The sequence below is a fragment of the Georgenia sp. EYE_87 genome (assembly GCF_023148685.1).
In the GTDB taxonomy this organism is placed as follows: Bacteria; Actinomycetota; Actinomycetes; order Actinomycetales; family Actinomycetaceae; genus Georgenia.
In genome coordinates this window covers 190,225-214,150 of the sequence record NZ_JAHXNL010000008.1, presented here as the reverse complement: position 1 = coordinate 214,150, position 23,926 = coordinate 190,225, and the positions used below count along the sequence as shown (strand labels likewise).

The following is a 23,926-nucleotide window of genomic DNA, read 5'->3' as shown; positions in this document are numbered from 1 at the left end:
GGCGGGGGTGGCGGCGGCGTGTGTGGTCATCGCGGCGGCGTGGTCGGCGCTGATGTGCCCGGCGGCCAGGGCGGCGGCGGTGGCGGGGAGGTGGTCGCGCAGCCGGCGGGCGGTGGTGACCGCCTTGTCGGCGCGCGTGTGGTGGCGGCCGGTCCGGGCGCGGTACCAGGCGGCGAAGGAGCGGGCGCCGGTGGTGGCCCACATCCCGTCGGTCTCGGCGGCGGCCAGGACGCGGGCGGTGATGGCCTCGATCCGGCGGTGCAGGGCCTCGGTGGCGTCGACGGCGGCGAGCAGGTCGGCCGGGGGCAGGGCGGCCAGGTCGGTGCCGGTCAGGGCGTCGAGGTGGGCGGTGGCCGCGGCGAGCGCGCTCAGGACGGGGACCTCGCCCGCGCCCGGGACGGGCACCGGCGTCCGCGGCCACGGCGCCGGGATCGCCGCAGGGTCCGGCACCGGTTCCGGCGTGTCGGTCGTCGGGCCCGGCGCCGGGATCGCCGCAGGGTCCGGCGCGTCGGCCGGCGGGGCGGGTTCGGACGGTGGTGCGGTGGTCATCGCGGCGCCCCTTCCTCCTCGTCGTGGCCGTGCCGGGCGTGTGTTCCGGACCTGCACCCAGCGTATCGAACGGGCGTTCGAGCAGGCAAGAGGATCGGCGGTATTCCGCCAAATCTGTGGACGACGTGGCACCCCAGCAACCTGTGGAAGCCGGTCTACGGTTCTTCCCGCCGGAAGACGATGATCAGCACCCGCAGCCCCAGCACCACGGAGACCACGAAGAGCCCGGTCGCCAGGACCGTGTAGACGCTCGCCTCCGCCGTGACCAGTGGGCCGCCGCGCACCGTGAAGAGCACCACCGACATCAGGCCCGTCGTCGCGGCGAGCACGGTGAGCAGCGTGCGGTGCACGAGGTTGGTCACGATGCGCCGGTCGCGCTGGTCCGCGAACAGCCGCACGTTCGCGGTCAGCCGCCCGTGCTCCGCGGCGTCGGCCAGGCGGTCGATGCGGTGGGGGAGCCGCCTCACGATGGGCAGCAGGGAGCTCAGCTCCTGCTCGACCGTCTCCTTCAGCCTGCCGGGGTCGGAGAGCCCGGTCATCCGCGAGCGGCTCATCGCCTTCGCCTCGGACACGAGGTCGTAGCCGGGGTCGAGCGCCCGCAGCGTCCCGTCGAGCGTCGCCATCGCCCGGAACACCGCCGCGACCTCCGGCGGCACGCCGAGCCGGAAGGCGTTGATGAGCGTGAACAGGGACGCGAACGCGGCGGTCCCGTCGGTCGGACCCCCGCCGGTGTAGCGCAGGATGAGCACGCCGATGGCCTGCTCGAGGGCCCGCTCGTCGATCTCCTCGGGCCGCTCGACCAGCTCGAGCAGCGCCTCGGCGGCGGCCATCGAGTCCCCGGTCCCGACGCCCGCGAGGAACTGCCCCATGGAGCGCCGGGTCTGGGCGCCGAGCCGGCCGACCGAGCCGAGGTCGAGCATGCCGAGCGTGCCGTCGTCGGCCACGAGGACGTTGCCCGGGTGCAGGTCGACGTGGAAGATCCCGCTCTCGAGCAGCTGGTCCATGACGGTCTCCAGCAGGGTGCTCGCGAGCTGCGCGCGCATCTGAGGACCCAGACGCTCGAGGGACTTCTCCGCCCCGGTGAGGGGGACGCCGTCGAGCCGCTCCATGACCAGCACGCGCGGCGTGCACAGCGCGGGCACCGGCGTCGGCACGCGGATCCCGTCACTGCCGCCGCGCTCGAGGGCGGCCGCGACCCCACGCATGTTGTCGCGCTCTACCGTGAAGTCGAGCTCCTCGGTCAGTGCCGCGGCGAACCCGTCCGCCAGGTCACGCACGCCGATGCTGCGGCCCCAGTCCGTGCGTGCGTCCAGCAGGGAGGCGAGCCGGACGAGGATGTCCAGGTCTCGCTCGACGTCGTGCTCGATCTCCGGCCGCTGAACCTTGACGACGACGCGCTCGCCGGTCGTCAGTCGCGCCGCATGCACCTGGGCGACCGAGGCGGACGCCAGTGGTTGCTCGTCGATCTCGACGAAGGTCTGGCCGAGGTCGTGCCCGATCTCCGTGCGGATGCGCTCCGCGGCGAGCTCCCACGACACCGGAGCCGCCTGGTCCTGCAGCAGTGCCAGCTCCTCGACGAACTCCCGAGGCAGCAGGTCCTGCCGCGTCGAGAGCTGCTGCCCGAGCTTGACGAAGGTGACGCCGCCGTCCTCGAGAGCCCTTCGCAGCGAGCGGGCCAGGTCGCGGCGCTCCGCCACGGTACCCAGCGCGAGATGGCGGCGACCCCGGAGGAACCGGCTCAGCCCGTGCCGCCACGCGATACGCAGGATCTCCAGGTAGCGTCCCGACCGGCTCAGGCGTGAGCGCCAGCCCCGCCACAGATCGATCGGGCCGGGGATCGAGCCGTCGGGCACGAGCACCTCGGCGACGACGACGAGGACCATCGCGACGACGAACGTCGTCGCCCCGAGGAGGGCTACGTACAGCAGCGCCTCGGTGGTCACGGTGGTGCCCACGGCCGGCTCGGCCACGAGAGCGTCCAGGACCGGACGGGTCACGGCCAGCGCGACCAGGGTGGCGACGACGGCGCGCAGCAGCGACACGCGAACACCGAGGAGGCGCCGGACCACGAGCGTGAACAGCGCGACCGTGAGGACGTAGAGGATCGCGGCGGTGATGACCAGTATTGGGTGCACGCGCCGCAGTCTTGCAGCGGCCGCCCACGGGCGCGCGCGATTTCCGACGACGCCGGACGGTACGTCTCCGGGATGCCCGCGGCCCCGGCCGGTGCCAGCCTGGATCGCATGACCCGATTCGGCTACACCCTCATGACCGAGCAGGCCGGCCCGAAGGAGCTCGTGCGCCACGCCCGGGAGGCAGAGCGTCGTGGGTTCGACTTCGAGGTCTGCTCCGACCACTACTTCCCGTGGCTGGACTCCATGGGGCACTCGCCGTACGCGTGGACGGTTCTCGGTGCCGTCGCCCAGGTGACGGAGCGCGTGGACCTGATGACGTACGTGACGTGCCCGATCCTGCGGTACCACCCCGCCGTCGTCGCCCAGAAGGCGGCCACCCTCGCGGTGCTGTCCGACGGTCGCTTCACCCTCGGGCTGGGGGCGGGCGAGAGCCTGAACGAGCACGTCGTCGGCGAGCGATGGCCTGCCGTGGGGGAGCGGCACGACATGCTGGAGGAGGCGCTCCTCATCATCCGCGACCTGCTCGACGGTGAGCGCGTGACCTGGGCCGGCGAGCACTTCCGGGTGGATCAGGCGCAGCTGTGGGACCTGCCCGACGAACCCGTCGAGATCGCCGTCGCCGTGTCGGGCGCCCAGTCGGTCTCCCGCTTCTCCGGGATGGCCGACCACCTCGTCACGACCACCCCGGACGCCGACGTCGTCACGGCCTGGCGTGAGCAGCGCCGGGAGGAGGGGCTGCCGGAGGGGCGTGCCATCGGCCAGGTGCCCGTGTGCTGGGACCCCGACGTGGACGCCGCCGTCGCGCGAGCGCACGAGCTGTTCCGGTGGTCGGGGCTCGGGTGGGCCGTGAACGCGGACCTGCCCACCACCGCGGCGTTCGAGGCGGCGACGGCGGCGGTCCGGCCGGAGGACGTGGCGGAGGACATCGTGTGCGGCCCGGACCTGGACGCGATGGTGGAGGCCGTCGCCCCGTTCTGGGAGGCGGGGTTCACCGACGTCGCGCTCGTCCAGGTGGGCGGGGACAGTCAGGACGACTTCCTGGCGACGGCGGCCGAGCCGCTGCTCGAGAAGCTGCGCGCCGCAGCTCGCTGAACCGGTCAGGCGGTCTTCTTCGCGGGCGTCCTGCGCGTCGTCGTCTTCTTCGCCGCGGGCTTCTCGGCAGTCTCCGCGGCAGCAGTCCGTGCGGCTGGCTTCTTCTCCGCCGTCGCCCGTGCGGCTGGCTTCTTCTCCGCCGTCGCCCGTGCGGCTGGCTTCTTCTCCGCCGTCGCCCGCGCGGCCGGCTTCTTCTCCGGCGCCGTCCGCGCGGCCGGCTTCTTCTCCGCCGTCGCCCGCGCGGCCGGCTTCTTCGCCGGTGCCTTCTTCGCCGTCGATCGTGCGGCTGGCTTCTCCTTCTGGGTCTCCTTCTCCTCGGACTTCTTCTCCGAGGCGCCCGAGCCTGCACGGGACCCGCCCGAGCGGCGCGCCGGCTTCTTCCCGGCCGCCTCCGCGGCCGCCGGCTCCTCCTCCTCGCCCTCCTCCTCGGCGGGCTCCTCGGCCGACCTGTCGTCCTTCTTCCTCGACTGCTCGACGGACCTGCGCAGCGCCTCCATGAGGTCGAGGACCTGCCCGCCCTCCTCGGCCTCCACCGCCTCGCCGAAGGTGGCCTCGGTGTCGAGCGCCTCGCCCTGCTCGAGCTTGGCGGTGACGAGCTGGCGGAGCTGCTCCTGGTACTCGTCGGTGAACCGCTCGGGCGTGAAGTCCGACTCGAAGCTCTTCACGAGCGCCGAGGACATCTCCAGCTCCTTCTGCGAGATGTTCACCTTCTCGTCCAGGCCCGGGAACTCCGCCTCGCGGACCTCGTCCTCCCAGAGCAGGGTCTGGAGGACAAGGACGTCGTCGCGCACCCGCAGGGCGGCCAGCCGTGTCTTCTGCCGCAGGGTGAACGTCACGATCGCGGTGCGGTCGGTCTGCTCGAGGGTCTGGCGGAGGAGCGCGTAGGACTTCGTCGACTTCGAGTCCGGGGCCAGGTAGTAGGCGCTGCCCATCATGATCGGGTCGACCTGGTCGGAGGGGACGAACTCCTGGACGTCGATCTCGCGGTTGCGCTCGACCGGCAGCGACTCGAAGTCCTCCTTGGTGAGCACGACGGTCTGCTGCCCGTCGTCGTAGGCCTTGTCGATGTTCTCGTAGTCGACGACGTTGCCGCAGATCTCGCACCGGCGCTGGTAGCGGATCCGGCCGCCGTCGGCGTCGTGCACCTGGTGCAACGGGACGTCGTGGCTCTCGGTGGCGCTGTAGAGCTTCACGGGCACGTTGACGAGTCCGAAGGTGATGGCACCCTTCCAGATCGCGCGCACGACAGCTCCTTCCGACGACCGGCCCTGACCACTGGTGACAGTCAACCCGTGGCGTGACGTTCTGGCTACCGGAATCGTTGCCAGAGCGTGGCGACGGCGGACCAGGACGCTACGTCGGCGGCTGCCCGCCGCGGTCAGAGGAAGGCCGCGCCCGGTCCGCGGGTCGGCGCGACTCGGTTCAACCCGCCGCGTGGGCCGCGAACGTCGCTGCAGTGACGAGCGTGGGTCAGGGGCCCGCGGTCTTTCCGGCGTCGTCTGTCGGCCGGTTCGCCGGGTCCGGGCGGTCCTCCGAGTCCGGCAGTTTCGCCGGGTCGGGCGGGTTCGCCGGGTCGGGCGGGTTCGCCGGGCCCGGCGGGTCTACCGAATCCCGACGGTCCGCGAACACCCGGATGCAGCAGCGCCCCGCCCCGGGGTCCGCGACGATCCGCCGTCCGCAGCCCGGAACCCCCTGGATGACGCCGTCGAGCAGCTGGTAGTTGAGCTCGCAGACCAGCTCGGTGTGCTTCTGGGCGAGGCGGTGGAACGGGCAGTTGCCCATGACGACGCCGCCCGCGGCGTCCGGCCGCGGCTCGTAGCCGCCAGCGACGAGCGCGGCGTCGAAGTCGCCCGTGCGTTGCCCCGCCTCGCGCCCGGTCTCGGCGGCGACCCGCCGCAGCACGTCGCGCACGGGACGCCGGGTCTCGGCGGCCTCCGCGATGGCCCGCGCGAAGATGTCCGCGGCTAGCTCGTAGTGCCGCTCCGGCACCGAGACCGTCACCTCGTCGGCGGAGCGGACGTAGTACTTCGTCGGCCGTCCCGCCCCGGGGCCCGAGCGGCCGGCGGGCCGGCGGAACTCGACCGCGAGCAGACCGGCCTCGGCGAGCCGGTCGAGGTGGAACGCGGCGGTGCTGCGGCTGAGGCCGAGCGCTGCGGCGGCGTCGTCCCTGCTGGTCGGGGCGTCCCGGCTGCCGACGAGGGCGTAGAGCGCGCGCGGGGTCGCATCCGCGACGGCGGAGACGGCGGCGGCACGGTCGGTGCGTGGCTTCTGTGGCACGACACCAGCATACGCCTCTAAAAACAAGATTGCTTGACGTAAGAGTCGGGACGCTCCTACGGTCGAACAAGGACCAAGGAGGTGGCTGACGATGACGACACGCAGCGCCGATGCGGACGGTGAGCTCTGATGGCTGCGACCACGCTCGCGACCGAGGCGCCCGGCCTGAGGGGCTTGACCAGGATGGCGCCGGCCGCGCCGATGACGATTGCGCCAGTGACGACGACCGCCGCGCCGGTGACGACGACCCCGGGCGCTCCGGCTCGGCCCCGGGGTATCGACCTCGTCCGGGCGCGCGCCGCCGTCGCCGATCTCCTCGAGGCACTGGGCCGCGACACCACCTCCGAGCACCTCGCGGAGACGCCGCGGCGAGTGGCCGGCGCCCTGGCCGAGATGTTGACGCCTCGCCCGTTCGAGCTGACCACCTTCCCCAACGACGAGGGCTACGACGAGCTGGTCCTCGTCCGGGACGTCCCGTTCCACTCGCTGTGCGAGCACCACCTGCTCCCGTTCCACGGCGTCGCGCACCTGGCGTACCTGCCGGGCGAGCGGATCGTCGGGCTGTCCAAGCTCGCGCGCGCCCTCGAGCACCTCTCCCGCGACCTGCAGGTCCAGGAGCGTCTCACCCAGCAGGTGGCCGACCTCCTCCAGCAGCGCCTCCGGCCACGCGGCGTCGGCGTCGTCCTCGAGGCCGAGCACCTGTGCATGTCCCTGCGCGGCGTCGCCGTCACCGGCTCGCGCACCGTCACCTCCGCGCTGCGCGGCACCCTCCGGGAGGACCCGCGCTCGCGCGCGGAGTTCCTCGCCCTGGTGGGCGTGGGCAGCACCGGCCGGTCCTACCCCAGCTGAGCTCCGGCCCTCCGGCCGGGTGAGTCGAGAGGAAGTCGTCATGTCGCACCGAGCGATCGTCATCGTGGGGGCCGGGCTCGCCGGCGCCCGCGCCGCGCAGACCCTGCGCGAGGAGGGCTACGACGGGCCCGTGCACCTGGTGGGCGAGGAGCCCGAGCGACCTTACGAGCGGCCGCCGCTGTCCAAGGAGTACCTGGGCGGCACCGCCGAGCGGGAGGCCGGGTTCGTCCACCCCGAGGGCTGGTACGCCGAGCACGACGTCGAGCTGCACCTCGCCCGCCGCGCGACCGCCCTCGACCTCGCCGGCCGCGCCGTGGCCCTCGACGGCGGCTCCCGCCTGCCGTTCGACAGGGTGCTTCTCGCCACCGGCGCACGCTCGCGGCGCCTGAGCGGGCCCGGGTCGGGCGAGGGCCTCGCCGGGGTCCACTATCTGCGCACCCGCGCCGAGTCGGACGCGCTCCGGGCGGACCTCGCCGACGGCGGCCGCCGGGTCGTGGTCGTCGGCGCCGGCTGGATCGGGCTCGAGGTGGCCGCCGCGGCCCGCACCTACGGCAACGACGTCACCGTCCTCGGCCGGGAGACCGTGCCGCTGAACGTCGCGCTCGGCGACGAGCTGGGCGCCGTCTTCGGCCACCTTCACCGCCGCCACGGCGTGGACCTGCGGATGCGCACCGCAGTCGGGGGAATCGCCGGCGAGTCCGGCCGGGTGACCGGCGTCGAGCTCGAGGGCGGCGAGATCGTCCCGGCCGACGTCGTCGTGGTCGGGATCGGGGCCGTGCCGAACGACGAGCTGGCGACGGAGGCGGGTCTGCAGGTCGACGGCGGGGTCGTCGTCGACGAGCACCTGCGCTCCTCCCACCCTGACGTGTACGCCGTGGGCGACGTCGCCCGGGCGTTCCACCCCGCGCTCGGCCGGCACCTGCGCGTGGAGCACTGGGCCAACGCCCTCAACGCCGCGCCGATCGCCGCCCGCGCGATGCTCGGCCAGGACGTGGTCGACGATCTAGTGCCGTACTTCTACACCGACCAGTTCGACCTGTCGATGGAGTACTCGGGGTACTTCGACCTGGCCCGTCACGCCGAGGTGGTCTACCGCGGCGACCCCGGCGGCGGGGAGTTCGTCGCGTTCTGGCTGGTGGGGGAGACGGTGGTCGCCGGCATGAACGTCAACGTCTGGGACGTCAGCCCGGCGGTCGAGCGGCTCGTCCGGTCCGGCGCCCCGGTCGACCGCAGGATGCTCGCGGACGCGGCCGTCCCGCTGGACGAGCTCGCCCCGCAGCCCGCTGCCTGACGGAGGGCGACGTGCACCGTCCCCGTGACCTCCACCTCGACGACCACGTCGCGGTGATGGCGGTCGTCAACCGCACGCCGGACTCCTTCTACGACGGCGGCCGCACGTTCGCCCTCGACGCCGCCGTGGCCGCGGCGTTGCGCGCGGCGGGGGAGGGCGCCGACTGGGTCGACGTCGGGGGCGTGCCCTTCTCCCCGGACACGCCGGCGGTGCCCCTCGCCGAGGAGCTGGACCGGGTGCTCCCGGTCGTCGCGGCCGTGCGCGCCGCCTCCGACGTCGTCATCTCCGTCGACACCGCCCGGCCCGAGGTTGCCGCCGCATGCATCGCCGCCGGCGCCGACGTCGTCAACGACACCTCCGGTCTGCGGGACGAGGCGATGGTCGAGGTCCTCGCCGCCACCGGCGCGAACGTCGTCGTCGTGCACTCCCTCGCCGCCCCGCACACCCACCACCCGCGGCCCGCCTACGGCGACGTGGTCACCGAGGTCGCGCAGTTCCTCCGCGGCCGGGTCGAGCGGGCGATCGCCGCCGGCGTCGCCGGGGGCCGGATCGTGATCGACCCGGGGCACGACCTCAACAAGAACACCGACCACTCGCTCGAGCTCACCCGGCGGCTCGCCGAGATCGCCGCGATCGGGTGGCCGACCCTCGTGGCGCTCTCCCGCAAGGACTTCGTGGGGGAGACGCTGGGGCGCCCCAAGGAGGACCGCCTGGCCGGGTCCCTCGCGGCCGCCACGCTCTGCGTGGCGGCCGGGGCGCGCGTGGTCCGCACCCACGACGTCGCCGCGACCGTCGACGCCGTCCGGCTCACCGAGGCCGTGCTCGGGCGCCGCGCGCCCGTCGAGCGCCGGCACAACCGCTGAGGGACACGGCCGCGACGACCGGCACACCACTCGAGGAGGAAGAGTGTTCGATCCTGCGGAGCTCCTTCGCCGCTACGCCGTCGCCGACCGGGCCGGGTGGCACCTGCGCGTGAACTTCATCGCGAGCCTCGACGGCGCCGCCACCCACGACGGCCTGTCCGGCGGCCTCAACAACGCCGACGACAAGCAGGTCTTCGACACCCTGCGCATGCTCGCCGACGTCGTCCTGGTCGGTGCGGGAACGTTGCGGGCCGAGGGCTACGGCGCGATGCGCCTGGACGACGACGCCGCCGCCTGGCGGGTGGCGCACGGCCTGCCCGCCCACCCGGTCCTCGCCGTCGTCTCCTCCCGCCTGGCGGTCGGGCCGGACCACGCGGCGTTCACGGACGCGCCGGTGCGGCCCCTGGTCCTCACCCACGAGGCCTCCCCGGCCGCCGCGCGCCTGGCGCTGTCGGAGGTGGCCGACGTCGTCCCGTGCGGGGTGGACTCCGTGGACGTCGGCCTGCTCCGCGCGGCGCTGGAGCGGCGCGGCCTGTCCCAGGTGCTGTGCGAGGGCGGCCCGCACCTGCTGGGCGCGCTCATCGAGGCCGACGCCGTCGACGAGCTGTGCCTGACGATCAGCCCCGTCCTCGAGGGCGGCGCGGCCGGGCGCATCGCGGCCGGCGGCGCGCAGGCCACCCGGCGGTTGCGGCTGGCGCACGTCCTCACCGCCGGGGACATGCTGATGCTTCGCTACCTGCGCGACGGCAGCTCCGAGTAGGCCACCAGGCGCTCGGCGAGCTCGGCCGGCCGGGAGAGGTAGGCGGCATGGCTGCCCGGCATCTCGTCGGCCTCGACGCCGAGCCGCTCGCGCGCCAGCCGGTGCAGGAACGAGGCCGGGAAGAAGCGGTCGTCCCGCAGCACCAGGTAGGACGTCGGCACGTCCGGCCACGCGGTCAGCGGCCACGGCTCGGACATGATCCGGCCCGCCTGGTCGCGACCGCGCCGCAGCGCCTCGGCCGCGAGGGCGGGGTCGAGATCGTGCATGAAGGTCGCGATCTCCGCCGCGCCCGGACCCTCGTCAGCCACGGCTCCGTCCTCCCGCCCGGCGTCGTCGCGGTCAGCTTCGTCGTCGTGACCGGCACCGTCGTCGCGAGGGGCGCCGCGCTCGCGGACCGCCGCCAGGTAGCCGCTCGACTCCCACCACCCGTCGCCCGTCTCTCCCGGCGCCGGCACCATGGCGGCCACGAGCACCAGGCGCCGGACCGGGATGCGGGCGGCCACGAGGGGCGCCACGAACCCGCCCAGCGAGTGCGCCACCAGGACGACGTCCTCGGCCGCCCTGCGGGACCGTCCGCCGGTCGCGGCTCTGACGGCCGCCACCACCGTGTCGGCGTACTGCTCGAGGCCGGCGGACTCGTCCTCGCTCGGCAGGTCCACGGCGACCACGTCGTGCCCGCGGGCGAGCAGCTCCTCGCGCACCAGGTGCCACTCCCACGCCGACCCGCCGGCGCCGTGCACGATCACGAAGGTCGTCATCGCAGCCCCGGGGGCGGCCAGGTCCAGCGCGTGGAGCGGGCGGCGGTCGCCTCGTCGGTCCCGAAGGCGTGGGCCACCGTTGGGCGGATCCGGTGGACCTCGTACGGCGGAGGTCCCGCCGTCGGTGCGCCGTCCGCCCACAGGGCGCCGTCGCGGACCGCCACGATCCAGCCGTAGTCCTGGGCGTACGCCTCGGCGACCCGGTCCAGCAGGGCCCGGTCGCGGACGACGGCGGCCCGGCCCTCCACCACGACGTCCAGGCCGGGAACGCTCACCGCCAGCGCGCACCGCGGGTCGGCCCCGAGGTGGGCGGCCTTCCGGGACGACGGCGACGCGGCAAGGTGTGGCACGTCGTCGAGCCAGACGGCCAGCACCGGCCGGCTGTGCGGGGCGCCGTCCCGGTCCGACGTGGTCAGCCAGAGCGGCCCGGCCGCCCGCACCGCGGCGCAGACGTCCTTCCAGACGAGCGGCTCGCCGTCCAGCAGCGCCTCCGCGTGGGTCGGCTCGGCGCGGAGTGTGTCGGTCACCGGGTCGCCGCCTTCGCGTCCTCGTCCTGGATCAGCGAGAAGACGTTGCCGGCCGGGTCGGTGAACCAGGCGATCGGCGGGCCGCCGCGCCGGAACACGCCGGTGGTGTCCGTCTCCATCTCCGTGCCCTCGTACCGCTCGAACGTGACGCCGCGGCCGGCGAGCTCGGCGACGCCGGCGTCGATGTCGGGCACCACGAGGTTGAGCACGGTGAACGACGCCGGGGTGTGCGCCTCGCCCTTGGGGTAGACGATCACCTCCGAGCCGCCGGGCAGGTGCAGGGTGAGGATCCCCTGCATGCCGCCGTCGGTGACCTCCAAACCGAGAACGCGGGTGTAGAAGTCGCGGGCGCGCTCAGTGTCGTCCACCGAGAACCCGCTGAACGCGTGGGTGTACATGGTGCTCCTGTCGTCAGCAGTGCCGGGCGTGCTCGGTCGGTGGGGCGACGCGACCCGCGAGGGACGGGTCCGCGTCGCCGGTGGAGGTGGCGGTCGTGGTCGAGCCGCACGGCGGGCTCACGCAGGGCCCGGGGCCGCCGGCACCCGGGCGAGCAGCGCCAGCACCGCGGCCGCGACGGCGCCGGGGACGACGGCGTGGTTCGCGCCCTCCACGACCCGCAGCTCGGCGCCGGGGATCGCCTCGGCCGCCCGCCGCGCGGCCCCGGCCAGCTCCGGCCAGGTGTCGCGCCCGTGCATGACGGTCGTCGGGACGCGTACCTGTCGGCCGAGGGGAGCGGGGTCAGGGTGGAGGCCCGTGACCGCGGCGTCGTAGACGAGGCTGTTCGCCAGGGCCTCCAGCGCCGGGAAGAACGGGGCGTGGCGGATCTGCTCGAGCATCTCCTCGCCGAGGCCGATGCCGCGCTGGAAGCTCACGACCGCGTCCGCCCGCCGCCCTGCGGCGACGAGCGCGGAGAGCGCCTCGGCCTCCGCCGTCGTCGGCTCGGTCGACTCGCCCTCGAAGGCGAACGGCGGCTCGAACATCGCGAGCGCGACGAACCCGGGCTTGCGGATCGTGGCGAGCAGCGCGAGGTGCCCGCCCGAGGAGTAGCCGAGGACGGCGGCCCGCCCGCCGACGGCGGCGAGCAGGGCGTCGAGGTCGTCGAGCTCGCGCTCGACAGCACCGGCCACGGGCGTGAGATCGCCGACGGCGGAGGCGTCGTCGCTCCCGCCACGGCCGCGGCGGTCGTACGTGACGCCGCGGACCCCCGCCTCCGCGAGCGCCTGGGCCAGCGGCCGCAGGCCCGAGGCGTCGTTCATCGCCGCGGCCACCAGGATCACCGCGGGCCCGGAGCCGTACGACTCGTAGGCGATCGTCGTCCCGTCGGCCGAGGTGACGTGCTGCGTGGAGCCGTTCATGGTTCCCTCCCGCGCGGGTCGGGGCGTCGGTGCCCAGGGGCCACCGTACGGCCGACCCCGAGGAGAGATCTCCCTGTTTTCCTCGACGGCGCTCCCAGGGTCGGGCGCCGTCTCGCGCGCCGAGCGGGAGTGCGGTCGGGCACGACGGCAGTGCCTTCGCGCCGGGGAGAGTGCCTTCGTGCTGGCGGGAGTGCCCCAGGTGACGGGGTGGGGTCGCGGGTCAGCCGGTGCGGCGGACGCCGCCGCTGCAGCCGCCGAGCTTGTTCTCCGGGTCGAGCCGGCCCGCGATCGAGGCGGAGATGCCCTTGAGCGCGGCGACCTGCTCGGGCGTGAGGGCGTCGAAGATGAGGGTCCGCACGTTCTCCACGTGCCCCGGGGCCGTGTCGACCACCTTCTCCCAGCCCGCGTCGGTGAGCACGGCCATCGTGCTGCGTCCGTCCTTCGGGTCGGGCCGCCTCTCCACCCAGCCCTGGGCGCTGAGCCTGTCGACGAGGTGCGAGAGCCGCGACATGCTCATGTTCGCCATCATGGCGAGGCGGCTCATCCGGATGGTGCGCTCGGGCGCCTCCGAGAGGGCCGAGAGGACGACGTAGCCCGCGTGGGTGAGTCGCGCGTCGCGCTGGAGCTGGGCGTCGAGGGCGCCGGGCAGCAGCATGATGACGGCCATCACGGAGCGCCAGGCGTCCTCCTGCTCGGCGGTGAGCCACCGCGTGTCGTCCATGGACCGCACTCTATCAAGTGGTTGACGTATCAAGTATTCACCCGTACCGTGATGGTTGTAAGTTCAATCATCATCGGCCAAACGGTCGTCGACGAGAGGAAGCCCGCATGGGCCTGTTCGACCTGTTCCGCCGCAAGGCGACGACGTCCGCGGCATCGTCGCAGGACGCGTCAGCCCCCGTGACCAGCACCACCCCCGCGCCGGTCCCGGCGCCCGTCGCAACCACGAGGAGCACCCACATGACCAGCATCACCATCATCGGCGCCGGCAACATGGCCCGCGGCATCGCGGCCCGCGCCCTGGCCGGCGGCCACGGCGTCCAGATCCTGGCCCGCGACACCGAGGCGGCGGCGACCCTCGCCGGCGAGCTCGGCGGCGACGCCACCACCGGTCGCATCGGCGACGCCGTCACCGGCGAGATCGTCGTCCTCGCGCTCCCCTACGACGCCGCCCTCGCCGTTGCCGAGGAGCTGCGCGACACCCTCGCCGGCAAGGTGGTCGTCGACATCACCAACCCGGTCGACTTCGCCACCTTCGACCGGCTCGTCACCCCGGCCGACTCCTCGGCCGCCGAGGAGATCGCCCAGGTCGTCCCCGCCGCCAAGGTCGTCAAGGCCTTCAACACCACCTTCGCCGGCACGCTCGTCGGCGGCGAGATCGCCGGCGAGAAGCTGGACGTCCTGATCGCGGCCGACGACGCCGAGGCAAAGGCCGCCGTCGTCGAGCTCGTCGAGTCCTCCGGCATGCGTGCGCTCGACGCCGGGCCGCTCAAGCGGGCCCACCAGCTCGAGGGCATCGGCTTCGTCCACATGGCCCTGCAGGGCCAGCTCGGCAACACCTGGAGCACCGGCGTCAAGGTCATCGGCGCCTGACCCGCCCGGGGCCGGCCCAGCCGGCGGCCCCACGAAGGCCGCGCCCCGCGGGGCGCGGCCTTTCGGCGCCCCGCCGTGCCCACGAAGCTCGTGGCCCACGGGCCGTCCACCGGACGCCGGCCCCACCGGGCACCGGCGTCCACCGGGCACCGATGTCCACCGGGCACCGACGTCCACCCCTCGGTCCACCTCTCGAAGGAGCAGCATGACCACCTTTGCCGTCACCGGAGCCACCGGGCACCTCGCCCCCCTCGTCATTGACCAGCTGCTGGAGCGCGGCGTCGCCCCGTCCGACGTCGTCGCCCTCGCCCGTACCCCCGAGAAGGCCGCCGACCTCGCGGCGCGCGGCGTCCAGGTCCGGGAGGGCGACTACGACCGTCCCGAGACGCTCGCGACCGCCCTGACCGGCGTGGACCGCCTCCTGCTGGTCTCCGGCTCCGAGGTCGGCCGGCGCGTGCAGCAGCACGGCCACGTGGTCGACGCCGCCGTCGCCGCCGGGGTGGAGCGCATCGCGTACACCTCCGTGCTGCGCGGGGACACGACCGGGCTCGTCCTGGCGCCCGAGCACAAGGCCACCGAGCAGCTGATCGCGGCCTCGGGGCTGGCGTACACGTTCCTGCGCAACGGCTGGTACACCGAGAACTACACCGGTGCCGCCGCCCAGTACCTGGCCCAGGGCGTCGTCGCGCACGCGGCCGGTGACGGACGGATCGCCGCCGCCACCCGTGCCGACCTCGCCGAGGCGGCGGCCGTCGCCCTGCTGGACGACTCCGCCGGGAACCGGGTCCACGAGCTCGCCGGTCCGGCCTTCACCTACGCCGACCTGGCCGCCGCCCTCACCGAGGTCAGCGGCACCGAGATCGGGGAGCGCGGGCTGACGCCGGACGGGCTCGCCGCCGCGCTGGGCGCCGCCGGGCTGGACGAGGGCACGGTCGGCTTCCTCGTCACGGTCGACGGCGACATCGCGCGCGGTGACCTCGACGGCGACCCGGCCGACCTCGAGCGTCTGCTCGGACGCCCCGCCACCACGCTGGTCGACGCCCTCCGCGCGGCGCGGGTCGAGGCGCCCCAGGCGGTCTGACCTCCGCAGGACGGAGCGGCCAGGACGACGACGGCGGCGCACCTGCGCCGCCGTCGTCGTGCCAGGGACTGGGCGGGCCGTAACCGGACACGGGCGGGCTCCGCCGGAGGTCAGCGCTGCAGCGCCCGGAGCGCCTCCCGCCGACGTTCCTGCTCCACCGGGTCGGGCACCGGCACCGAGGCCAGCAGCCGCCGGGTGTAGGGGTCCCGAGGGTCCTGCAGGACCTGGGCGCTCTCACCCATCTCCACCAGCCGGCCGCGGTAGAGCACCGCGATGCGGTCGGCCAGCATGCCGACCACCGCGAGGTCGTGGCTGATGAACAGCGTGGCGAAGCCGAGGCGCTGCTGCAGCTCCGTGAAGACCTCGAGGACCTTCGCCTGCACGGAGACGTCCAGGGCGGAGGTCGGCTCGTCCGCGATCAGCAGCTCCGGGTCGAGCGCGAGCGCGCGGGCGAGGCTGGCCCGCTGCCGCTGCCCCCCGGAGAGCTCGTGCGGGTAGCGCGCGCCGTAGGAGGTGGGCAGGTGCACCGCGTCGAGCAACTCGTCCACGCGGCGCCGGGCACCGCGCACGTCCTTGGCGTGGCCGTGCACGATGAGCGGCTCGGCCACGCACTCGGCGATGGTCAGCAACGGGTTGAAGCTGGTGGCCGGGTCCTGGAAGACGAACCCGATGCGCGCGCGCACGGGCCGGAACGACCTCTCGCGGAAGCCGAGCATCTCGTGCCCGAGCACGCGCAGGGAACCGCTCGTCGCGCGGGTCAGGCCCGCGATTGCCCGGCCGATCGTCGTCTTGCCGGACCCGGACTCGCCGACCAGGCCGAGGACCTCGCCCGGGGCGATGGAGAAGGAGACGCCGTCGACCGCGCGGAACCCGCTGCGGCCGATCCGGCCCGGGTAGACGATCTCGAGGTCGCGGGCGGCGACCACCGCGCCGGTCTCGTCCGGCTCCGCAGACGCGGCCCGCCCCGCCGGCGTGGTGGCTTCCTCCGTCCCGGCGGCCGCTGGCCGCGCGGGCACCCCCGCAGGGCCGTCGCCGACCGTCGGCGCCTGCTCGTGCAGCTTGGGCACGGCCGCCAGCAGGGCCCGGGTGTACTCGTGCTGCGGGTCCGCGAACAGCGTGCGGGCGTCGGCCTCCTCGACCACCCTGCCGCGGTACATCACGGCCACGCGGTCCGCGAGGTCGGCCACGACGCCCATGTTGTGGGTGATGAGCACGATGGCCGTGCCGAACTCGCGCCGCACGCGTCGCAGCAGGTCGAGGATCTCGGCCTGCACGGTGACGTCGAGCGCGGTGGTGGGCTCGTCGGCGACGATCACCTTCGGGCCGAGCACCAGCGCCATCGCGATGACGATGCGCTGCTTCTGCCCGCCCGAGAACTGGTGCGGGTAGTGGTCGACGCGCTTCTCGGGGTCGGGGATGCCGACGCGGCCGAGGATCTCGATCGCCCTCGCGCGGGCCTCCTTCTTCGAGATCTGCCCGTGCGCGCGCACGCCCTCGGCGATCTGCCACCCCACCGTGTGCACCGGGTTGAGCGCGGAGGAGGGCTCCTGGAAGACCATGGCGACGTCGCGCCCGCGCACCTCGCGCAGCTGCCTGCCGTCCAGCTGGACCACGTCGTTGCCCGCCAGCACGACGGCGCCGGAGACGGTGGCCGTCTCGGGCAGCAGCCCGAGGATCGACTTGGCGGTCACGGTCTTGCCGGAGCCGGACTCGCCGACGATCGCCAGGACCTGACCGGGCTCGACGTGCAGGCTCACGCCGTCGACCGCCTTGACGGGCTCGGCGTCGGTGGCGAAGGTGACGTGCAGGTCCTGGATGTCGACGACGTCGCTCATGGACGCACCTCCACGGCCGCGGCGGCCGGTGCCGTCACACGGCGGCGGATGCGCAGCCGCGGGTCGGACAGGTCGTTGAGGCTCTCGCCGACCAGGGTGATGCCGAGGACGAGCAGCACGATGGCGATGCCGGGGAAGACCCCGGTCCACCAGATGCCCGAGGCGACGTCGGCGATGGCCCGGTTGAGGTCGTAGCCCCACTCGGCGGCCGCCGTCGGGACGATGCCGAAGCCGAGGAAACCGAGACCGGCAAGGGTGAGGATCGCCTCGGAGGCGTTCAGGGTCACGATGAGCGGGAGCGAGCGCGTGGCGTTGCGCAGGACGTGCCGGGAGAGGATGCGCACGGTCGAGGCGCCGATCACCTGCGCGCTCTCCACGAACGGCTCGGCCTTGAGGCGCACCGTCTCCGCGCGCACCACCCGGAAGTACTGCGGGACGAAGACGACCGTGATGGACAGCGCGGCGGACATGATCCCGCCCAGTCGCGAAGACTGCCCACCCGAGATGATGATCGAGATGACGATCGCGAGCAGCAGCGTGGGGAAGGCGTAGATCGCGTCCGCGATCGTCACGAGCACGCGGTCGAGCCAGCCACCCAGGTAGCCGGAGACCAGGCCGAGGAGGATTCCGAGGAAGATCGAGGCGACGATGCCGATGACCACGGTCGTCAGCGCGGTCTGCGCGCCCCAGACGACGCGCGAGAACACGTCGTAGCCGCCCACGGTGGTGCCCCACAGGTGCCCGTCGCCCGGGGGGGCCTGCCGGCTGAAGCTGCCCGACTCGTCGGAGAGCTGGTTGTAGGAGTACGGCGCGATCACGGGGGCCAGCACCGCCATGACGACGAACATCACGCAGAGCACCAGGCCCGCGACGAGCATGCCCCGCTGGAGCCCCACGCTCTGGCGCAGCTGCCAGACCAGGGGCAACTTCTTCCAGCGGCTCTCGGCGGACGTGCCGTGGACGACGGTCTCGGCCATCTCAGTACCTCACCCTCGGGTCGATCAGCGCCGCGAGGACGTCGACGACGAAGTTCGTCACGGCCACGATCACGGCGAGCAGCGCGACGATGCCCTGGACGGCCACGAAGTCGCGGGCGCCGAGGTACTGCACGAGCTGGAACCCCAGGCCGCGCCACTCGAACGTGGTCTCGGTGAGCACCGCGCCCGCCAGCAGCAGGGCGATCTGCATCCCCATCACCGTGATGATCGGGATGAGGGCCGGCTTGTACGCGTGCTTGCGCACCAGGCGGAGCTCGCTCACCCCCCGCGACCGGGCCGCGGTGACGTAGTCGCGTCCGAGGGTGCCGATGAGGTTGGTCCGGACCAGGCGCAGGAACACGCCCGCGGTCAGGAGGCCCAGGGCGATCGCCGGCAGGGCCGCGTGCAGCAGGACGTCGCTGATGAGGTCCCAGCGGCCGGTGCGCAGTGCGTCGACGATGTTGATCCCGGTGGAGCCGGAGATCCGCCCGAGGACGAGCTGCACGTTCGGACTGGCCCGGCCCGACAACGGGAACCAGCCGAGCCAGACGGAGAACACGAGCTTGAGCAGGAGACCGGCGAAGAACACCGGCGTGGCGTAGCAGAGGATCGCGAACACCCGCAGCACGGCGTCGGGCCAGCGGTCGCGCAGGTAGGCGGCAAGCATGCCCAGCGGGACACCGACGACGAACGCCACCACGAGCGCGTAGAGCACCAGCTCGAGGGTGGCGGTGCCGTAGGTGAGGAGGATGTCGCTGATCTCGCGGTTGTCCGTGAGCGTCCGGCCGAAGTCGCCCGTGAAGATCTGACCGAGGTACTCCACGTACTGGACGAGGATCGGCCGGTCGTACCCGGCGGCGGCTATCCGTTCGGCCAGCTGGGCCTCGGTCAGGCGGCCGCCCACGGAGGCGGTGATCGGGTCGCCCACCACCCGCATGAGGAAGAAGACCAGCGTGACGAGGATGAGGACGGTGGGAAAGATCAGCAGGAGACGGACGAGGACGTAGCGTCCCAGCCCTGACCCCTGCGTCTTGACCGTGGGGGCCGCCTCGACGGTCCGGTCGTCGACGATCGTCACCGGTGATGACTCCTTCGCTGGGGAACTCGACCACGTGAACGAGGGTGCCGCCGCGGCGGCACCCTCGTCCGGTGCGCGGGGCGTGGCGCGGCCGCTCGTGGCGGCCGCACCCCCGCCGTCAGCGCGTCAGCGTGGCGTAGCGGAACTTGAACGACGCGTCGAGCGTGACGCCCTGGACGTCCTGCTGCGCCACCGCGACCTGGGCGCCCTGCAGGTACGGCACCGTGGAGAGGTCCTCGGCGACCTTGGTCTGGATCTCCTCGAGGAGCGCGGTGCGCTCCGCCTCGTCGGCGGTGGTGGCCTGCTGGATGATGAGGTCGTTGACCTCCTGGTCCTCGTAGTGGTTGCCCAGGAAGTTCTCGGTGAGGAAGAACGGCGTGAGGTAGTTGTCCGCGTCGGAGTAGTCCGGGAACCAGCCGAGCTGGTAGGCGGGGTAGAGGTCCTCGCGGCGCTCCGTCGAGTAGGCGTCCCACAGCGTCGAGGCCAGGTTGACCTCGAAGAGGCCGTCGGCCTCGAGCTGGCTCTCGATGAGGGCGTACTCCTCGTCGGAGGAGTTGCCGTAGTGGTCGGGGCTGTACTGCAGGTTCAGCTCGACCGGGACCTCCACGCCGGCGTCCTCGAGCGCCTGGGCCGCGGCGTCGCCGTCGGGCCCGCCGTCGCCGTCGCCGTACAGGTCCTTGAGCGGCTCGATCGCGCCGGTCAGACCCTCGGGCACGAAGGAGTACAGCGGCGTGTACGTCCCGGCGTAGACCTCCTCGGAGAGGGCCTGCCGGTCGAGGAGGTGCGCCACGGCCTGACGGACGGCGAGCGCCTTGGCCTCGTCGGCCTCGGCGGTCTCGGCCCCGAAGGGCTGGGTGTTGAAGTTGAAGACGATGTAGCGGATCTCCCCGCCCGGCCCGTCGTGGACGGTGACGTTGTCGTCGCCGCGGAGGTCCTCGAGGTCCGTGGGGCTGAGCGAGCGGAACGCGACGTCGACGTCGCCCTCCTGGACGGCCAGCTTCAGGGAGGTCTCCTCCGTGAAGTACTGCGCCGTGACCGTGGCCGTCTCGGGGGCGCCCAGCAGGCCGTCGTAGCCGTCGAAGGCCTTGTACTGGATGAGCTCGTTCTCGGTGTAGTCGGTGATCTCGTACTGGCCGGCGAACGCCCTGCCGGACACGATGTCGTCGGCCGGGGTGATCGCGTCGGCGCTGAAGACGTCCTCGTCCACGATCGGGCCCGCGGGCGAGGACAGGATCTGCGGGAAGATCTGGTCGTCGGGGTTCTTCAGGTTGAACACGGCGGTCAGGTCGTCGGCGACCTCCACGCTGTCCAGGTTGTACAGCAGCGAGGAGGGGCCGTTCGGGTCGGCGATGGCGAGCTGGCGGTCGAAGGAGAACTTCACGTCCGAGGCCGTGAGCTCGTTGCCGTTCGCGAACGTCAGGCCCTCCTTGAGCGTCACGGTGTACTCCGTGGGCGCCGTGAACTCGGCCGACTCGGCGATGTCGGGCTCGACGTCCGGGCTGCCGTACGGGGTGTTCATCAGGAACGGGAACACCTGGTTCTGCACGGCGAAGGACCCGTTGTCGTACGAGCCGGCCGGGTCGAGGTTGGTGATGACGTCGGTGGTGCCGACGACGAGGGAGCCGCCGCCCCCGCCGGTCGCGCCGTCGGTGCCCTCGGTGGTGCCGGGGTCGTCGGTCTCCGCGCAGGCGGCCAGCACGAGAGCGAGGGCCGCGGAGGCGCCGACCGCGCACAGCGCGCGACGCCGGGTTCCAGCTGTTGCCATGTCATCCTCTTCTGCTCCGGCGGGCGCCTCGTGCGCCCGTCCCCGCGCGACGTTGCGCGCTGTCCCGCACGCGGTGTGACCCACGTCTCGGAGGGCCTTGTCTAGCACATCGTTGTGACAGGCAATGACCGGATCTGTCCCACGATGCGGAACTGCAACCAACAGCCACGTGGCGTGCGGGCCGTTGCGGGCCGCGCCACGATGAGCCCATGCCCACCCGCGATCAGCCCGAGACCGTGCAGATCGAGGGGCGGCTCCTGCGGCTGACCAACCTGACCAAGGTGCTCTACCCGGAGACCGGGACGACCAAGGCCGACGTCCTCGGCTACCTGGCCAGGATCGCCCCGGTGATGGTCCCGCACTGCACGGGCCGGCCCGCCACCCGCAAGCGGTGGCCGGACGGCGTCGGCACCGCCGAGCGGCCCGGGGAGTTCTTCTTCGTCAAGGACCTCGAGTCCTCCGCGCCGTCGTGGGTGGTTCGGGCCGACATCGAGCACTCCTCGGGTCCCAAGACGTACCCCCTCGTCGACGACGCCGCCACGCTGGCATGGCTCGGCCAGGTGGCCGCCCTCGAGATCCACGTCCCGCAGTGGCGCTTCGGCTCCGACGGGCGCCCGCGCAACCCGGACCGGTTCGTCCTGGACCTGGACCCAGGCCCCGGCGCGGACCTGGCGCAGTGCGCCGAGGTCGCGCTGATCGCCCGGCCGCTCCTCGAGGGGATGGGGATGACCCCGGTGCCCGTCACCTCGGGCTCGAAGGGCATCCATCTCTACGCGGCGCTGGACGGCTCGCACACCTCCGACGAGGTCAACGCCGTCGCGCACGAGCTCGCGCGGGCGCTGGAGGCGGACCACAAGGGCCTCGTCGTCTCGGACATGAAGAAGTCGCTGCGCGGCGGGAAGGTCCTCGTCGACTGGTCGCAGAACAACGCCGCCAAGACGACCATCGCCCCGTACTCGCTCCGCGGCCGCCACCGGCCCACCGTCGCCGCCCCGCGCACGTGGGACGAGCTCGAACGGCCCGACCTGACTCATCTCGAGTACGAGGAGGTGCTGGAGCGGGTGCGCCGGCGCGGGGACCCCATGGCCGAGCTGTACGGCGGCGGCGACGTGCCCTACGCGGACCCCGGCGAGCGCACCGAGGACTCGGCGCGACGGGCGGACGCCGAGCGCGAGGTCGTCGCCGGGGGTGGAGCCGGGGCGCCGGGTCGCTCGGCGCTCGCGGTGGGGGACCGGCTGGCCCGCTACCGCGCGATGCGCGACCCCTCGCTCACCCCCGAGCCCGTGCCGGCGTCCGTCACCGGCAGCTGGACGGAGCTGTCCTTCGTGATCCAGGAGCACCACGCCAGCCGGTGGCACCTCGACTTCCGCCTGGCGCACGCCGGGGTGCTGGTCAGCTGGGCGCTGCCCAAGGGCGTGCCCGTCGCCCCGACGGAGAACCACCTCGCCGTGCAGACCGAGGACCACCCGATGGAGTACGGCTCGTTCGAGGGCACGATCCCCAAGGGGGAGTACGGCGGCGGCGAGGTGCGCATCTGGGACGAGGGCACCTACGTGCTGGAGAAGTGGCACGAGGGCAAGGAGGTCATCGTCACCCTCTCCGGACGGCCGGACGGCGGCCTCGCAGGCCCGGACGGACCGGGCGACCGCGCCCGGGTCGCGCTGATCCGCACCGGCGGGCGCGGCGGCGCGGGGGAGGAGAACCACTGGCTCATCCACCTGATGGAGTCCAGCCGGGTCGCGCGCGTCGCGAAGCGGGAGGGCGCGCGCAAGGGTCTCGCGCGGGAGGGGAGTCGCAAGCGCCCGGCGCGGAACGGTGCCCGCGTCGGAGGAGCCCGCGACGGGAGTGCGGACGACGCTGCTGCCGGCGGCGGTGCGGACGACGGTGCCGGCGGCGGCGGTGCGCGCGATCGCTCCCGCCCAACGCCGAGTGCGACGAAATCCGTCCGAAGCGGCGCTCATAAGGCGGACAATGTCGCACTCGGCGAGCGTGGTGGCTCGGGTGAACGTGGTGGCTCGGGCGAGCGTGGTGGCTCGGGCGAGCGTGGTGGCTCGGGCGAGCGTGGTGGCTCGGGTGAGCGTGGCGAGCATGGGCGCTCGGGCGGGGGCTCGGGCGAGCGCTCGGGCGTGGGCGGCACCTCGGCCGGGGGCCCGAGCCGGCGCGGGGCCCCGCCGTCGCCGATGATGGCGACGCTCGGGGACGAGCGGGACCTCACCGCGGACGTCGACTGGGCGTTGGAGATGAAGTGGGACGGAGTCCGGGCGATCGTGGAGGTCGAGGGCGGGGAGGTTCGGCTGGTCAGCCGCAACGGCAACGACGTCACGGCCCTCTACCCCGAGCTCGGGGACGTCGCGGTGGCGGTGACGGGCGCGGACCGCGCGGTGCTCGACGGCGAGATCGTCGCCCTCGACGAGCGCGGCAGGCCGAGCTTCTCGCGGCTGCAGCAGCGCTTCAACCTCACGCGCGGGCGGGAGATCGCCCGGCTCGCCCAGAGCGCGCCCGTGCATCTCATGCTCTTCGACATCCTGCAGGCGGACGGGACATCGTTCCTGCGCGAGACCTACGACGCGCGGCGCGCGCGGCTGCGCGAGGTGGTCGACCCGGGTCGCCATCCCCGGGTGGAGATCCCGGAGGCGTTCGAGGGCGACGTCGCGGCGGCGATGGACGCGTCACGTCGGTGGGGGCTGGAGGGGGTGATGGCGAAGCGGCGCGACTCCGGCTACACGCCCGGGAGGCGCTCGCGGGCGTGGGTGAAGATCAAGCACCTGCTCACCCAGGAGGCCGTCGTCATCGGGTGGCGGCCCGGGCAGGGGTCGCGGGACGGTGCGGTCGGGTCGCTGCTGCTCGCTGTGCCCGGGGACGACGGCGAGCTTCGCTACGCCGGCCGGGTCGGCTCGGGTTTCACCGAGCGGGAGACCCGCGACTGGGTCGGCCAGCTCCGGCGGATCTCCCGGAGCACGCCGCCGGTCCCGAACGTGCCGCGGCTCGACGCGCGCGACGCCCACTGGGTCAGCCCCACCCGCGTGGCGGAGGTGGCGCTGTCGGAGTGGACGACGGACGGCCGGATGCGCCACCCGCGCTGGCGCGGGTGGCGCCCGGACAAGACTCCCGGCGACGTGGTGGTCGAGCGGCCCTGACGGG

Annotated in this window: 21 protein-coding genes; 8 read left to right on the top strand and 13 right to left on the bottom strand. The window is 73.5% G+C overall.

What is annotated here, in order from left to right:
- Both KZX45_RS13460 and KZX45_RS13455 read right to left on the bottom strand, forming a co-directional pair.
- Positions 1 to 549: DUF222 domain-containing protein (locus KZX45_RS13460; RefSeq protein ID WP_248258252.1), on the bottom strand; the 549-nt coding region annotated here is incomplete at its 3' end.
- A gap of 155 nt (positions 550 to 704) precedes the next feature.
- The gene (locus KZX45_RS13455; protein ID WP_248258251.1) at positions 705 to 2,684 is read right to left on the bottom strand and encodes an AarF/ABC1/UbiB kinase family protein; all 1,980 of its coding nucleotides are present in this window, start codon (positions 2,682 to 2,684) and stop codon (positions 705 to 707) included.
- 108 nt (positions 2,685 to 2,792) lie between these two features.
- Between KZX45_RS13455 and KZX45_RS13450 the strand changes: the two genes are divergently transcribed.
- The gene (locus KZX45_RS13450) at positions 2,793 to 3,776 is read left to right on the top strand and encodes a TIGR03557 family F420-dependent LLM class oxidoreductase (RefSeq protein WP_248258250.1); all 984 of its coding nucleotides are present in this window, start codon (positions 2,793 to 2,795) and stop codon (positions 3,774 to 3,776) included.
- A 5-nt stretch (positions 3,777 to 3,781) separates the two neighbouring features.
- Here the strand turns inward: KZX45_RS13450 and KZX45_RS13445 are convergent, their stop codons facing one another.
- Both KZX45_RS13445 and KZX45_RS13440 read right to left on the bottom strand, forming a co-directional pair.
- Positions 3,782 to 5,020 carry a Ku protein gene (locus tag KZX45_RS13445; RefSeq protein WP_248258249.1) on the bottom strand — a complete coding sequence of 413 codons (1,239 nt, stop codon included), beginning with the start codon at positions 5,018 to 5,020 and terminating at the stop codon, positions 3,782 to 3,784.
- A 226-nt stretch (positions 5,021 to 5,246) separates the two neighbouring features.
- Complete coding sequence (locus tag KZX45_RS13440) at positions 5,247 to 6,053, bottom strand: metalloregulator ArsR/SmtB family transcription factor (protein WP_248258248.1); 807 nt, start codon at positions 6,051 to 6,053, stop codon at positions 5,247 to 5,249.
- 201 nt (positions 6,054 to 6,254) lie between these two features.
- On the opposite strand from KZX45_RS13440, the gene folE reads away from it, so the two are divergent.
- Genes folE through KZX45_RS13420 form a run of 4 tightly spaced genes read left to right on the top strand, consistent with a single transcriptional unit; the run spans position 6,255 to position 9,816 of the window.
- Positions 6,255 to 6,902 carry a GTP cyclohydrolase I FolE gene (gene folE, locus KZX45_RS13435; RefSeq protein WP_374112593.1) on the top strand — a complete coding sequence of 216 codons (648 nt, stop codon included), beginning with the start codon at positions 6,255 to 6,257 and terminating at the stop codon, positions 6,900 to 6,902.
- A gap of 40 nt (positions 6,903 to 6,942) precedes the next feature.
- Positions 6,943 to 8,193 (top strand): NAD(P)/FAD-dependent oxidoreductase, encoded by a 1,251-nt coding sequence (locus tag KZX45_RS13430; RefSeq protein WP_248258246.1) that lies wholly within the window; start codon positions 6,943 to 6,945, stop codon positions 8,191 to 8,193.
- 56 nt (positions 8,194 to 8,249) lie between these two features.
- The gene (folP, locus tag KZX45_RS13425; protein WP_248258264.1) at positions 8,250 to 9,056 is read left to right on the top strand and encodes a dihydropteroate synthase; all 807 of its coding nucleotides are present in this window, start codon (positions 8,250 to 8,252) and stop codon (positions 9,054 to 9,056) included.
- Between the two features lie 43 nt (positions 9,057 to 9,099).
- Complete coding sequence (locus KZX45_RS13420; protein ID WP_248258245.1) at positions 9,100 to 9,816, top strand: pyrimidine reductase family protein; 717 nt, start codon at positions 9,100 to 9,102, stop codon at positions 9,814 to 9,816.
- Here the strand turns inward: KZX45_RS13420 and KZX45_RS13415 are convergent.
- From KZX45_RS13415 to KZX45_RS13395, 5 genes are all read right to left on the bottom strand, one after another.
- On the bottom strand, positions 9,789 to 10,574 hold the full coding sequence (locus KZX45_RS13415; RefSeq protein WP_248258244.1) for an alpha/beta fold hydrolase: 786 nt from the start codon (positions 10,572 to 10,574) through the stop codon (positions 9,789 to 9,791). The genes KZX45_RS13420 and KZX45_RS13415 overlap by 28 nt on opposite strands.
- Positions 10,571 to 11,101, bottom strand: a complete 531-nt coding sequence (locus KZX45_RS13410; protein WP_248258243.1) for a pyridoxamine 5'-phosphate oxidase family protein — start codon at positions 11,099 to 11,101, stop codon at positions 10,571 to 10,573. The genes KZX45_RS13415 and KZX45_RS13410 overlap by 4 nt, the downstream gene beginning before the upstream one ends.
- A complete protein-coding gene (locus KZX45_RS13405) occupies positions 11,098 to 11,499 on the bottom strand; it encodes a VOC family protein (protein ID WP_248258242.1) in 402 nt (133 codons plus the stop codon). The genes KZX45_RS13410 and KZX45_RS13405 overlap by 4 nt, the downstream gene beginning before the upstream one ends.
- A gap of 117 nt (positions 11,500 to 11,616) precedes the next feature.
- Positions 11,617 to 12,456: an alpha/beta fold hydrolase gene (locus KZX45_RS13400; protein ID WP_248258241.1), complete on the bottom strand. Its 840-nt coding sequence runs from the start codon at positions 12,454 to 12,456 to the stop codon at positions 11,617 to 11,619.
- Positions 12,457 to 12,676: 220 nt separating this feature from the next.
- Positions 12,677 to 13,177 (bottom strand): MarR family winged helix-turn-helix transcriptional regulator, encoded by a 501-nt coding sequence (locus KZX45_RS13395; RefSeq protein ID WP_248258240.1) that lies wholly within the window; start codon positions 13,175 to 13,177, stop codon positions 12,677 to 12,679.
- 239 nt (positions 13,178 to 13,416) lie between these two features.
- Between KZX45_RS13395 and KZX45_RS13390 the strand changes: the two genes are divergently transcribed.
- Both KZX45_RS13390 and KZX45_RS13385 read left to right on the top strand, forming a co-directional pair.
- Positions 13,417 to 14,049, top strand: coding sequence for an NADPH-dependent F420 reductase (locus KZX45_RS13390; protein WP_248258239.1), 633 nt, complete (start codon positions 13,417 to 13,419; stop codon positions 14,047 to 14,049).
- Between the two features lie 205 nt (positions 14,050 to 14,254).
- Positions 14,255 to 15,130: an NAD(P)H-binding protein gene (locus KZX45_RS13385; protein ID WP_248258238.1), complete on the top strand. Its 876-nt coding sequence runs from the start codon at positions 14,255 to 14,257 to the stop codon at positions 15,128 to 15,130.
- Positions 15,131 to 15,240: 110 nt separating this feature from the next.
- Here the strand turns inward: KZX45_RS13385 and KZX45_RS13380 are convergent, their stop codons facing one another.
- The 4 genes from KZX45_RS13380 to KZX45_RS13365 form a co-directional block, all read right to left on the bottom strand.
- Positions 15,241 to 16,965: an ABC transporter ATP-binding protein gene (locus KZX45_RS13380; protein WP_248258237.1), complete on the bottom strand. Its 1,725-nt coding sequence runs from the start codon at positions 16,963 to 16,965 to the stop codon at positions 15,241 to 15,243.
- Positions 16,962 to 17,942, bottom strand: a complete 981-nt coding sequence (locus KZX45_RS13375) for an ABC transporter permease (RefSeq protein WP_248258236.1) — start codon at positions 17,940 to 17,942, stop codon at positions 16,962 to 16,964. The genes KZX45_RS13380 and KZX45_RS13375 overlap by 4 nt, the downstream gene beginning before the upstream one ends.
- A 1-nt stretch (position 17,943) precedes the next feature.
- Complete coding sequence (locus KZX45_RS13370; RefSeq protein ID WP_374112591.1) at positions 17,944 to 19,020, bottom strand: ABC transporter permease; 1,077 nt, start codon at positions 19,018 to 19,020, stop codon at positions 17,944 to 17,946.
- Positions 19,021 to 19,138: 118 nt separating this feature from the next.
- On the bottom strand, positions 19,139 to 20,785 hold the full coding sequence (locus KZX45_RS13365; protein WP_248258235.1) for an ABC transporter substrate-binding protein: 1,647 nt from the start codon (positions 20,783 to 20,785) through the stop codon (positions 19,139 to 19,141).
- 209 nt (positions 20,786 to 20,994) lie between these two features.
- Here KZX45_RS13365 and ligD point away from each other — a divergent pair, with 209 nt between their 5' ends.
- A complete protein-coding gene (gene ligD, locus KZX45_RS13360) occupies positions 20,995 to 23,922 on the top strand; it encodes a non-homologous end-joining DNA ligase (protein WP_248258234.1) in 2,928 nt (975 codons plus the stop codon).
- The last annotated feature ends 4 nt before the right edge of the window (positions 23,923 to 23,926 follow it).